We start from the raw sequence: 13013 nt of genomic DNA, 5'->3' as shown, positions 1-13013 counted from the left end.
CCCGAAGAAATTAAATGGGCCTGCAGCATTATCTGCGAAGCAGCAGATAATATATAGTAAGGATTGCTTACTATCAATCAGGAATTCAGCCGGCTGAAAGTAAGGGTAACCCGTTTGGCAAACAGCTCAATGGCATCGTTCCCGAGGAAAGATAAGTAGTAATAGTACTTGCCCTGTGCAGTTATTTCGTGAAGGTTGTTGTTGTATTTAAACTGTCCGCGGTAAAAGCCCGATAGCGAAGTACCACCGCTTTTTTCCGGCAATATAGTGAAGCAGGTAATAGTTGCCTGATGAAACTCCACGATGATCTTATAGTCATCATTAATGAATCTTAACTGCAATTTTTTCTCTGCACCATCCAGGTGCATTTTGATGCATTGATAATCGTTTTCCAGATCGTAAACATTACCATCTATCTCTCCCCGCAGGATGCTTTCAAATAGCGGCGTATGAGTTACATCTTTCATGAACGGCTGGTTAAAACTGTAATTTGAAACTACCGAATACACCAAAACGTTTGTTGGCAGGTTCTCCCGGTGTTACATCCGGTGTTACTCTCCAGATAAAATCTACCCGCAGGAATTTAAAGATATTTTCTATACCGGTGCCCAGTTCGAGATACGGATCGCCCTGTAAGGTTTTGAATGCGAAACCGTTGTTAAGGTTCAGTTGCTTGTTGGATTCAGATAATGAGCCTATCACTCCTTTGGCGGTCCAGAACTGGCGCCATTTCAGCTTTTTAATCAGTGGGATATAACCAAAAATACCATTGCCAATGGTATGCTCCACATTAAACCCGGCGTATTGATCACTGATGAATTCGAAGCGGTTCATCATGTTGAACGCATATTTGTTGTAGTAGTAAATTTCGTTGCCAGGATGTACTTCGAGCGAAGTATACGGCACGGTACCAAAAATTTTACCACCAAAAACATTATAGTAGAAGGAGCCGAAAGGCGGCAGTTTTACATAGTCAGACACGCTGAGTGAAACACGCTGATATTTTTGCCCGCTGTTGGCAACGCCAGGTATACCGGCGGCCAATTTCAGTTCTGCGATGGGATATTTACTGCCAAGACTGATCCGGTAATAATTTCCTTCCAGGAACTGTTCGTGGAAGGCGTAACGGAATTTTACCTCTACTTCCATGTTGGTCAGCGGATCACGCCCATCGGGCGCCTTAGGATAAAATGCAGCAGTAGGCAATGGTTCAAATGGCCTTACCTGTTTGTGTACCAGCGAAATCTGGTGAGAGAAACCGCTGTAGTATTCTTTGAAAAACTCAAATCGTTTTTCATCTACCATTAAAAATTTCTGTGGTACGCCACTTTTACGGATGGCCAGGGTAAAGATATTATCTGTACCTACTTCATCGTAGTAGTGAGTACCATTGTCGAGGTCTTTAGTGTAAGAGGCATACAGGTAAGTACGCGGATGTCTTTTCAGCAGCCACAGGGCAGACATTTTGCCTTTATACACATGATCGGAGAAGCCATAGGCCAGGTAGCCATACAGGTAAAGATCCTTGTTGAACTTGGGAGTGGTACCGAGGTCCAGCCGCAACCGGAATCCTTCCAGTCTGTTTTGGGAAAACAGGTAATAGTAAGGTCCCCATTCAATGGGCCCGAAAGGTTTATAGCCGGTGGCCAGGAAGCGGATGGTATTGGAGTAACTCCGGAACAGCGGCATTTTTTGGAGCGTATCCACCATTTTGTAAATGCCTTCTTCGTTTTTACTGAGATTTTCCGGGCGGTTGTCCATCCAGAAATCATCTTTCCTTGCCCTTGCGCTATCCAGTACTACTACATTTTCAGGGTATTTTTTATTACTGAAGATGTTGGTGGCAGCGGTATCATTCGTAATTACGTCATCGTAAGTCGTGGTTTTACGGCCTATAAAATCAAACGTTTTGCCGGGCTTTGGACTTGGCGCCCAGAAATCGGCAATGAATTTATCTTTATAGAGGAACCAGGAGCTGTCGGCCAGTTGCCGGAATTCCTGGACCATACTGATTTTACGGACAAAATTAATATTAGCGTCCCGGGGTACGGACAGCGTTGTTTTCTGCACTGCGTAAGTGGTATCATGTACCCAGATATCGCCGATAAAAGTATTCTCCCCTTTACGTTTAGGCGTGAAGTTTAGTTTGATGAAGCGCTGGCTGTTGATATACTGTGTATCAGCAATGGAGTAATCGTAATAGAAGGCGCCATTATGATGAATAGGGCTTACAAACTGTTTATCAAATACCGGGATGAAATTATCATAGATATTTACATTCTGGTACATTCCTCCCAGGAATTTGGTAACGCTTTCATTATCTATCCCTGATGTGCGGGCTGCCTTGATTATTTCTTTTGTTTTGCGTGGGCTCGACTGGAAGTAGTAATCCGATAATGATTCCGTAAGGAAAATGGGCAGAAAAGGTTTGTCTTCAGACGTACTGTCTATATTATCAAGAATAAACGCAAACGGTTTAGTGAAGCGGTTTTTGCCGAGTTTCTCCTTGTTGAGATTCTTCATATCCAGCTCCAGTTTATTATACACCTCGTATTTGTAATTGTCGAGGCGATTATAATTATTCTCCGGTTTATGCTTGATGATCTGTTTGAGAAGGATCAGCGCCCAGTTTACGTTCGCTTTTACCTCGTATGTTTTCAGGGAAACATCTGAGCGGGTTACCTCGAAGTTGATGACCTGTTCCTTTTGCTCTTTGCTTACCGGCAGTTTAAGGATGTTGTATCCCATTACCCTGACCAGCAATGAATCTGATGGGATAACATTTAGTTCGAACAGGTATTTCCCTTCCGCATTGCTAACCATACCTGTTTGGGTATGTACAAACTGAAGAGTGGCGAACGGAATGATTTCCTGTGAGTGCGCATCTCTGACCACTCCACTAACCTTGTACTGCTGCGCCATCAAACCCGAACCCCAACCGCTTACGCCGATGATTATTGCTAATATTCTTTTCCAGCCAACCATATCTGACAACAATATTATAGTATTTATCGCTATTCTGGACAGTCAGTATCCTATAGGTAACGCAGTTATAACAAAAAATTATATTTTGTGAATCAAATTTTTATTTTAACTTTGTAATGCAAAGTACTTTTCTGTATGGCAGATCAACAACATCTGGAGGCATTAACGGATATTAAGCGGATGATGGAGCGTAGCAGCCGTTTCATTTCGCTGAGCGGGTTAAGCGGCATTTCTGCCGGCGTTTTTGGCCTGGTTGGGGCATTTATTGCCAATACCTGGCTGAATGAATATTATTTCAGGTGGAATTCCACCGGGATACATAGTCATTCAGATTTCCTGGAGCTGAAATTCCGTTTAATTGTTTTGGGGTTCACTGTATTAGCAGCTGCGCTTATTGGGGGCACTTTTTTTACCTGGCGGAAAGCGAGGAAGAATAATTTACCCATCTGGGACCTGACATCAAGGAAGGTGCTGATCAATACAGCCATTCCTTTGGCGGCAGGCGGCGCATTTATAGCGGGTTTGTTATATAATCACCTGGAAGTGCTGGTAGCTCCTACCTGCCTGGTGTTTTACGGGTTGGCAATTATTAATGCCAGTAAGTATACATTGCCGGATGTGAAGTACCTGGGCATCTGTGAAGCTATTCTCGGTATACTTAATCTTTTCTATTTGAGGCAGGGGCTTTATTTTTGGGCCATAGGTTTCGGTTTACTGCACATCATTTACGGAGCGCTGATGTGGTGGAAATATGAAAGGAAAGGGACAGTTTAATCAATCGCATGAACCCGATAGGTAACTTAAATAAGATTTTCGAGAGCCGTATACGCCTGGGCGTTATGAGTGTATTGATGGTGAACGAAGAAGTTAATTTCAACGATCTTAAACAGATGCTGGAAGTAACGGATGGTAACCTGGCGTCGCATCTCAATACGTTGGAGGAAAACGGCTATCTCAAAGTGCATAAAGGTTTTATTGGCCGCAAAACCAATACCACCTATGCTATTACCGCAGCGGGCGAGAAGGCATTTAAAGGCCATCTCGCAGCGCTTGAACACATGATCAGATTCACTAAATAAATTTTTTTTGTCTTATTACTTTGAAATACAAAGTACTTTCTAAAAACAAAAAACATGGAACCTTCAACAAACGAATCCCCTTCTTTCTTCGACCGTTACGCCTACGCTATTAAAGCGGTTATCATTTTTGTACTGACGATGGTGCTGTTCGTCCCCGCCGCTTTGATTCAAAACATCATCTGGGAGCGCCGCGACAGGCAAAAAGAAGCCACCCAGGAAATCAGCAGCCGCTGGGGCGGCGAGCAGAATATTACCGGACCGGTGCTCGCCATTCCGTATAAAGGAGAAAGCACTTATGCGTATCTCCTGCCGGAAAACCTGAAGATCAACGGGGAGCTGCTGCCGGAGAAACTGCACCGCGGTATTTTTAATGTAGCTGTTTATAATGCAAGGCTGCAGCTGAGCGGCACCTTTAACAGTAATGAATTGCTGGCGCTTAATCTCCCTCCTTCCGCCCTGGATTGGGAACACGCATCATTACTCATTGGCATCAGCGATCTGCGTGGCATTGGCAACCAGGTACAAATGATGTGGAATGGTAAAAATTATGCGTTTAACCCGGGGCTCGTGAGCAACGACCTGTTTGACAGCGGTATTCAAACACCGGTATCCATTAATCCCCGCGACACAGGCGCCCTGGGAGGTAGCTTTTCACTGGAGCTGGGAATAAAAGGCTCCGGCAGGATCAGCTTCTCTCCCGTTGGCAAAACCACTATGGTAGGTATCAATTCCAGCTGGACAGACCCGGGCTTTGATGAGGCCTTTCCCCCTAAAACCCGCAGGGTAGACGATAAAGGCTTCGCTGCCACCTGGCAGATACAGCACCTGAACCGCAATTATCCCCAAAGCTGGGAAGGCAAAAAGTTCAATATTCATTCCGCTGATTTCGGGATCAGGTTATTTATGCCGGCAGAAAGCTACCAGATGTCTATGCGCGCCGTAAAGTATGCCATTATGATCATTGGGTTAACCTTTTTTGTCTTCTATTTTATTGAGTTATCACAGCGCCGCGCCCTTCATCCATTGCAGTATGCCCTCATAGGGCTCGCCCTTGTTATTTTTTATACCCTGCTCATCTCTATTTCAGAACAAATTAACTTTACTATGGCTTACCTGGTTGCCAGTGTGCTCACAATAGGTCTGATTATTGCATATACGGCTGCTGCCTTCAAAAGTATTCGTATTGCATCGGGCATAGGGGCTACACTTACTATTCTTTATGGATTCATTTATGTGATTATCAGTGCAGAAGACCAGGCGTTGCTGATGGGAAGCTTAGGGCTCTTTATTATCCTGGCCCTGATCATGTACTTCAGTACCACCATCAAGTGGGATAAGTTAGGACAAAAAAATACCAGTATCCAATAAAAACTAACATGGGAAATTCATATATCAGCAAACGGTTGGCCAGCTTCGGATACGCATTCAATGGTATTGCCGCTTTTCTGCGCAGTGAGCCGCATGCGCGTATTCATGCCCTTGCTACCATAGTGGTGGTGGCAGCCGGTTGCTGGTATAAAATAGCAACGCCGGAATGGATCTGGATCCTCCTCGCCATTACACTGGTGTGGATCACAGAGATGATAAATACAGTGATAGAAAAAATAATGGACCACCTTTCGCCGGAATTGCATCCTAAAGTGAAATTCATTAAGGATGTTGCTGCCGGCGCAGTACTGGTAGCGGCCATTGGAGCCGCTATTATAGGGGCTGTCGTGTTTATTCCCTATATTTTTTAATTATCTAAAAGTAACCATATGGAATTGAAGAGAACCTTCCGATTATTACAACACCGTATAGGCCGGTCGCGGCACCAATACACCCTGTATACTTCTGTGCTGTTCAGTATGGCGTTGCTGTTTTTCCGTGTAATGCATACCGGTAGTTATTTGCGGGTATCGCTCATCTGGAACCTTTTTCTGGCCTTTATTCCTTTTGCCATTACCGGCTGGATGGAGAAGCATCCGGAGCAGGTAAAGAACCGGTATAACTGGTACGGCTGCTTCATTGTATGGCTGCTGTTTATTCCCAACGCTCCTTACATTCTTACGGATCTGTTCCACCTGTTTGATGGTGGCGTGCCGCTTTGGTTCGACCTGTTTGTCATTTTTTCCTTTGCCTGGAATGGTATGATGTTCGGGTATATGTCTATCCGTAGCATGGAGAAAATGTGGAGTAACCGTCATAGCCGCTGGCCGGCATGGTTGTTTACTTTCCCGGTGATGTTCCTCTGCGGAATGGGCGTATATATAGGCAGGTATTTACGTTACAACAGCTGGGATATTGTGAAAGATCCGCTCACCCTGCTGGGCGATATGAAGGATATTTTCCTGCATCCCGTGGAAAACCGTCATGCCTGGGCTTTCACTATCTGTATGGGAATATTCCTGAGCTTAATGTACCCGCTGGTGAAGAAACAACATGCGTAGTTAGCGCCTTCGGCGCTTTTAAATTGTCTTGGAGCAGGATTACGCTGATTATACTGATTTGTCTGATTTTTGATTTTTGATTTTGTTTTTGTTTTTGTTTTTGTTTTTGATTTTGATTTTTGATTGATCATATTTGATTCTAAAAAATTAAGGGAGATAGAAGTAAATACTCACTTCTATCTCCCTTAATCATTTTATAAAATCCCAGAAAATAAAATCAGACAAATCAGTATAATCAGCGTAATCCTGCTCCAAGACAATTTAAAAGCGCCGAAGGCGCTAATCACGCTTAGAAGTCAACCCCCATGCCGAAGTACCATATCGGGCTGCCTCTGAAAAACGCTACAGCAGGCCAGCCCGCATCAGCGCGGAGGAAGTAGCCGGCAATAGTGGTACGCGCACCAAAACCATAACCACCTACAAACGGCCCGAGGAAGCCTTCTTTGATACGGGTGGTTATACCCTGTCCATCGTCATAGGTAGTATAGTTGGCGTCTTTAAAGCTCAGTTTTTTATTCCATGCGGTACCGATATCAATAAAGGATGTTACCTGGAAATTGCGCAGGAAAGCAGAGTTAATGGGTTTGTCGATGAATGTGGCAAACACCGGCAAACGGAGCTCTGTGTTCAGCAACATCACGTTATTACCATTTCTTGCATTCTGCTTGTAGCCACGCAGGTTACCGGCCAAAGTCTGGAAAGCATAATTTTCACTGAGGTTTACAGGGTTCCTGGTATTGATCTGCGGGTTCAGCCAGTTGTCAATACCACCCAGATAATACAGTAGTTTACGGGTTCCCCACGACATATCCATCGCGAAGCGGGTAGCCCATATAAAGTTGCGGTAAATTTTTTCATAGTGACGGATGTCCACTCCCATGTTATAGGTAAACCTGCCCTGTGCTGCCGCAGAAAGACCCGGGTTAAACAGCTCGTTCAATCCGCCGTTGGTAAGCTGCGCATTGGTTTCCCCGTAAATTTTATAACGGGTGCCATTCCAGATATTAATAGCCGGGTTGATGGTATTATCGTACACATACTCCAGGCGCATTAATGCGTAGGTTTCCTTGTAATCCTGGTTTATCAGGGATGGTTTATCTACCGCCTGCATCACCAGCTTGTCTGTACGGATGCCGGCAGATAACCGGATGCTCCTCACCTGGTCAAAAGGATACCGCATTTCCCCCTGGTAAATGTTGGTGATCATTTTGGCAGGAATAAATGCCGAATCCTGGCCAAACTGATCACGGATAGAAAACCCGTTGTTCTTATCTACTTTACGGTAGTAAGTAAATTTATAGTCAAAACGTTTCTTCAGGTAACTGGCTGAGAAGAAATACTCAGAGCCCTGCAGGGACGATGGGATACGGAAGCCCCCATTGAATTTCAGGTCTTCAAACAGGTCGCTCACACCAATGCGGATTAACCCGTTTACCGGGTCGGTAAGGCGGATAGGGCCGGTTGGCGGACCTGTAAATGGCTGGTATTTATTTACCAGGATAGAGTTGTCCAGTTGCAGGATCAGGTAATCGGAAGCAAATTTGAATTTATAAGGGAACAGTTTCGATTTCTTGAGGATCGATTCTTCCTCTTTTCTTTTTTCAAACAGCGCAGGCTCATTTGCCGTGATAGCCGTGGAGGTATCAGCCGGCTCATTACCAAATTCATTCTGGAAGAAGTTAGGATGCGTAGACGTATCTTTTGTTGGCGCCAGGTAGGTAGGCAGGCCTAAACGTAAACTGTCTGCATGCATCTGCGCTTTCCTGAAATTGGTGTTTTTTGCCGTTATATTCCTTTTTTTCAACACCACGGTGTCTACTTTCAGTTTCATCAGGCGTTTGATATCTGCATACTGTACCACTTCTGATACTTCTCCTTTTTCACCGGTGATCCTTGATTCCTGGATACCATAGGGATAATTGGAGATAGGGAACGTGTAAGTAGAATCTTTGGTGATAGTTACAGCCTCCACAGAATCGGGAGCTGTAGAGCCATAGGCGGCCAGGGTAGAATCCAGTTCTTCCTGGTCGGGGTTATGGAGTATTTCCGAGCCCACATAGAAAAGGGAATCCACGCCATCGGCCTGCGATTTGAAGAAGCCGGCATAACGGTTACGGATACCGTTGGCATCAGAAACAAAGGTAAAGTGAGTGGTATTGTACTGCATAGGCAGTTTGGCATTGCCATACTGCAGGTCGGTCAGCTGGGTGATCTGCTTTTCAGAGCTCCTGTTCCAGTTGTCGACCATAAATATATTGAATGGCCTGTTCATCAGCGAGGTATCGCTTCCCCTTCCTTTAGGGCCGGGCCTGTTGGAGGAGTAAAGGATACCGCTTTTGCCGGGGAAGGCGGCAAAAGAAGGGTCCAGGTCATCATACACGTCGTTGGTGATCTGGTCTGTTTTGGAATTGCTGATGTTGTAGGTAAAGATATCGGTATGCCCGTTTTTTACGGCAGAGAGCAACAGGGTGTTTTCCTGCACAGGCATGTATTTAAAGTCTATGACCCGGTCGAACTGCGGTAGCTCCTGGCGTATAGTCGTACGGGTGATAAGGTCATAGATCATCAGTTTGGTCTTGCCTTCATGTTCGTACACCACCGCCAGCCGGTTACCTTTTGTGTTCCATGCCATCTGCGGGTAGTTCGGATCTACCTGGTTGGCCAGTTGCATCACGCCGCTATGCAGCAACACTTTGGGCTTGTTCCAGCCAAGCTGGATCTGTACCCTGTATACGCCTTTCCGGAACTGGACTACAGCGTAGGAATTATTTTTAGGATTCGGGTTGAACCGGTAGTAATCGGCTTTAGGGGTAATTTCCTGGGCTACGATAGTGCGGCCTTTGGCGGAAGTTTTCCTTCTGCGGTTATCTTCCTGGAATCTTTTCTGGTAAAATACAAAGAAATCCTTGGTGGCATTTTTAGGTGTTTTGTTAAGCACCTGTTCAAATCCTTTTTTCAGCCCGCGGTTGATACGGGTGATATACATCAGGTAAGGTACGGCATCTTTTCCGTATTTGCTTTCCACGTAGTACCAGAAGGCCTGGCCAGCCAGGAGGGTATGATCGTAGGCAAGGGCATTGAAGTTGCTGTACTTGCCCGACATGATGATGAGTTTCAGTTCTTCGTCCTGTTTGGCGGTCCAGTTTTCAGCGGCATAGCCAATAAAGCCGTCGGTGAACCATTTCGGGAAGTCGATCAGGGCGGCATTACCGGCAAATTCGCCGATATCTTCCCCAAACAGCAATGTTTCCAGCATAATACGGGCAATCCCCTGCCGGATCTGGCGGCGGAGATTCTCATGGTTACCATCAAAGTAAACGATCATTTTGTTGCCCACCAGTTTGGTGACCCCTCCTGTATTCTGCCAGTCTATACCAATCCCGATATTGGATTGTTTCATTTCCCCGAAAGAGTTGTAAACCACAATATTAATACGCTGCCTGGGGTTTGATTCCATGAACTGTTCCAGCTGGGGTAATTCCTTTTCGGCTACCTGTGCCGCATACTTACCTAGTTCCAGCCCGTTCTGGGCGAAATAGGTGTTGAAATGGCGGCTCTGATAGTATCTCCATTTAAAGTTCTTGAACTGCACACGATTTTGTCCGAATTCTACTGTATTGGTCTGGGCCTGGGATACTATCGTTCCAAGTAATAGGGTACCGTGGAATAATAACCTGGTAATAAATCTGTTCATACAGAAAGTATTGATAATATTGTGATCTGTTTTAAAATTAGCCTAAAAAAATCGGGTTACAATGATTGAAATACAACAATTCACTTTTGGTCCCCTACAAGAAAACACTTTCCTGCTTATTAACGGAAAAAAGGAATGTATAATTATAGACCCAGGGTGTTATTTTCAGGACGAAAGAAAAGAATTATTACAATATATACAAACGCAGGGGTTAAATGTTATAAGATTATTGAATACCCACTGCCACTTTGATCATATATTCGGTAATAAACTGGTATCAGATACGTATAAAGTACGTCCTGAGTTTCATGAGCTGGAACAGCCTGTACTGGATAATTCCCAGCGGGCGGCAGGGATGTACAATATTCCTTTTGATCCCTCCCCGGAAGCAGGCCGCTACCTGGCGGAAGGAGAAAAGATCCTTTTTGGTACCGATGAACTAACGGTATTGTTTACCCCTGGCCATTCTCCGGGTAGCGTAGCTTTCTATTGCCCCGGTCAGCATTTCGTGATAGGCGGTGATGTATTGTTTTACCAGAGCATTGGCCGTACGGATCTTCCGGGCGGTAATCATGCTACCCTGCTGAAAACTATCCGGGAACAGCTGTTTGTATTACCGGATGAGGTGAGGGTATTCCCTGGTCACGGGCCCGCCACTACTATAGGTTTTGAGAAAAAGCACAACCCTTTCCTGGCAGCGTAGTTTATACTTTAATAAATTTCCCGATCACAGGTAACCGGGCAAACTCCTTCTTCTCCATCCGGAAAATAAACCAGGCATAGGCCGCAAAGAAAGCGGTTGCCACTGCGAGGGGAAGGGGCTTGAGGGCATAGATATCTTTAGGCGACAGCACCACCGCATTGAGCCAGCTGAACAGGTAGTAAATGCCGGTAGCCAGCCCTGTATAGGTAATTAATTTGGGAAGATGATAAGGAATGGGGTAATACTTCTGCCCCAATACATAGCAGATCACCATCTGTATAAAATAGCATACCATGGTGGCCAGCGCAGCACCATAGTAGCCCATTACCGGGATCCACCAGTAATTGAGCAGGAAGGCCAGCACGGCGGTGATGATGGTAATTACCGCACCTGTTTTGGTACGGTCGGTGAGCTTAAACCAGATAGTAAGGTTGTAATAAATGCCCAGGAACATATTGGCCAGCAGCAATACCGGCACAATACGCATGCCCTGGTAATAGAAAGGTACCCGCAGGAATGCCTTCCAGACATTCAGGTAAAGACTTACAAACAGGAACATAAAGCAAAGCATGATCACAAACAGCTTCATGATCCGGGCATACATTTTCCTCGGGTCCCCGCTCTCCGCCTGCTTAAAGAAAAAAGGCTCCGCTCCTAACCGGAATGCCTGTATGAACATGGTGATGAGAATGGCCAGTTTGTAGTTGGCGCTGTAAAGGGCAATGATCTCCTTTTTTGCGTCCATATCATCACCGGGCAGGAACTGGGGCAGGAACCAGGCCCTGTCGAATGTTTCATTTACCATGCCTGCCATGCCCACTATGATCAGTGGAAGGGCATAATGCATCATTTGTTTCCATAGCACGGCATCAAATTTCCATTCTATTTTACGTATCTGGGGGAGGAACAGCACCAGTGTGAGGGCGCTGCCCAGCATATTGCTCAGGTAAATATAGCCCGTCTGGTCGCTGCCGCTTTGCAGGTCCGGCAACCAGTGATGCCCGGCAGCATATAGTTTAGGACAGATCACCAGGAAGAAAATATTGAAAAAGATAGTGGTAACTATACCGGCTATACGAATGGCGGCATATCTTACCGGCCGCCCTTCCAGGCGCAATTGCGCAAAAGGAATGGCTGTGAGCGCATCAAAGCCCATCAGCAGCACCACGTAAGTGTAGTAGGTGGGATGCCCTGTAAGGCCCGCCAGTTCCCCGGCGTAGGAATTAATGACCGGCGATCGCAGCAGCAACAGCAAAACAGTGATGCTGATGGTAGAAAGCAACAGGGAAATGGTAGAAGTGCCCAGCACATGCGCCTGGTTCTCTTTTTTTGCGAAACGGAAGAAAGCCGTTTCCATACCATAGGTGAGCACAATATTGGCAAACGGGATATAGGCATATACGTTAGACATCTCCCCGAAAGAAGCACGGGTTAAGATGGTCAGATAAAAGGGCGTAAGGAAATAATTGAGCAGTTTGCTCACTATATTACTTAATCCGTAAAATACCGTTTGTCCTGCCAGGTTCTTGATACTCAATTCCCAAAATATTTTGACGCAAATTACGAATTACGGGTTACGAATTGCGGATTTATGGAAGAAACGGGCGCTTAACCGCTGCAGGCGGCCTATTCAAATCCTCCCCTTCTCTGCTGCTTTTTGTCGGACTGCCTCTTTTTGGATTCCATCCTTCTCTCCCTTGCCGCTTTGGATGGACGCGTGGGCACTCTCTTTTTGCGGGGAATGAGGGCCTTGCTGATCAGTTCATTCATTTTGGAAATCACTTCCTGCTTGTTGCCCAGCTGGGTGCGTTCCGTTTGAGACTTTACCTGTAACAGGCCGTCGGCATTGATGCGGTTCGATAACCGCTCCATCACCACTGTTTTTTGCTCCTGGGTTAACAGGGCAGAAGCCATTATGTCAAAGTAACCTTCTACCATGGTTTCCACCTTATTCACATTTTGCCCCCCACTGCCACCGCTGCGGGCAGTACGGAATGTGATCTCAGCGGACACATTAATATTCATTTTATCTTAATTTATAATATAAAAGATGCCTTAGGAAGGGCAATTTATTAAAACTACGGGGAATAGCACTGTTTTTACTATAAGCCGTAGTTTCCTGC

11 protein-coding genes are annotated in these 13013 nt (G+C 45.5%); 6 read left to right on the top strand and 5 right to left on the bottom strand.

The genetic code is table 11. From position 1 onward, the window contains the following. Positions 1 to 77 precede the first annotated feature (77 nt). Together VIM72_RS30120 and VIM72_RS30115 are read right to left on the bottom strand one after the other, a co-directional pair. Entirely contained in the window at positions 78 to 467 is a 390-nt protein-coding gene (locus VIM72_RS30120; RefSeq protein ID WP_332006508.1) for a hypothetical protein, read from the bottom strand. 10 nt (positions 468 to 477) lie between these two features. Then, on the bottom strand, positions 478 to 2985 hold the full coding sequence (locus VIM72_RS30115) for a DUF5686 family protein (RefSeq protein ID WP_332006507.1): 2508 nt from the start codon (positions 2983 to 2985) through the stop codon (positions 478 to 480). Positions 2986 to 3120: 135 nt separating this feature from the next. Here VIM72_RS30115 and VIM72_RS30110 point away from each other — a divergent pair, with 135 nt between their 5' ends. The 5 genes from VIM72_RS30110 to VIM72_RS30090 are packed head-to-tail and all read left to right on the top strand — an operon-like array spanning position 3121 to position 6493. After that, positions 3121 to 3759 carry a hypothetical protein gene (locus VIM72_RS30110; RefSeq protein ID WP_332006506.1) on the top strand — a complete coding sequence of 213 codons (639 nt, stop codon included), beginning with the start codon at positions 3121 to 3123 and terminating at the stop codon, positions 3757 to 3759. Positions 3760 to 3767: 8 nt separating this feature from the next. Beyond that, positions 3768 to 4064, top strand: coding sequence for a transcriptional regulator (locus VIM72_RS30105; RefSeq protein ID WP_332006505.1), 297 nt, complete (start codon positions 3768 to 3770; stop codon positions 4062 to 4064). Positions 4065 to 4118: 54 nt separating this feature from the next. Continuing rightward, on the top strand, positions 4119 to 5432 hold the full coding sequence (gene creD, locus VIM72_RS30100; protein ID WP_332006504.1) for a cell envelope integrity protein CreD: 1314 nt from the start codon (positions 4119 to 4121) through the stop codon (positions 5430 to 5432). A gap of 8 nt (positions 5433 to 5440) precedes the next feature. Further along, positions 5441 to 5803 (top strand): diacylglycerol kinase family protein, encoded by a 363-nt coding sequence (locus VIM72_RS30095; protein WP_332006503.1) that lies wholly within the window; start codon positions 5441 to 5443, stop codon positions 5801 to 5803. Positions 5804 to 5821: 18 nt separating this feature from the next. Beyond that, on the top strand, positions 5822 to 6493 hold the full coding sequence (locus VIM72_RS30090) for a DUF1361 domain-containing protein (protein WP_332006502.1): 672 nt from the start codon (positions 5822 to 5824) through the stop codon (positions 6491 to 6493). 289 nt (positions 6494 to 6782) lie between these two features. Here VIM72_RS30090 and VIM72_RS30085 read toward each other — a convergent pair whose 3' ends face one another. After that, positions 6783 to 10187, bottom strand: coding sequence for a hypothetical protein (locus tag VIM72_RS30085; protein WP_332006501.1), 3405 nt, complete (start codon positions 10185 to 10187; stop codon positions 6783 to 6785). A gap of 61 nt (positions 10188 to 10248) precedes the next feature. On the opposite strand from VIM72_RS30085, the gene VIM72_RS30080 reads away from it, so the two are divergent. Next, positions 10249 to 10890: an MBL fold metallo-hydrolase gene (locus VIM72_RS30080; protein WP_332006500.1), complete on the top strand. Its 642-nt coding sequence runs from the start codon at positions 10249 to 10251 to the stop codon at positions 10888 to 10890. 1 nt (position 10891) lies between these two features. Here VIM72_RS30080 and VIM72_RS30075 read toward each other — a convergent pair whose 3' ends face one another. After that, positions 10892 to 12427, bottom strand: a complete 1536-nt coding sequence (locus VIM72_RS30075) for a polysaccharide biosynthesis C-terminal domain-containing protein (protein WP_332006499.1) — start codon at positions 12425 to 12427, stop codon at positions 10892 to 10894. 89 nt (positions 12428 to 12516) lie between these two features. Then, a complete protein-coding gene (arfB, locus tag VIM72_RS30070; protein WP_414649068.1) occupies positions 12517 to 12915 on the bottom strand; it encodes an alternative ribosome rescue aminoacyl-tRNA hydrolase ArfB in 399 nt (132 codons plus the stop codon). Positions 12916 to 13013 lie beyond the last annotated feature (98 nt).

The sequence above is a fragment of the Chitinophaga sp. genome, from assembly GCF_036569185.1.
GTDB lineage: Bacteria > Bacteroidota > Bacteroidia > Chitinophagales > Chitinophagaceae > Chitinophaga.
Note: the sequence above shows the minus strand (reverse complement) of the source record. Positions and strands in the feature narration are given on the sequence as shown.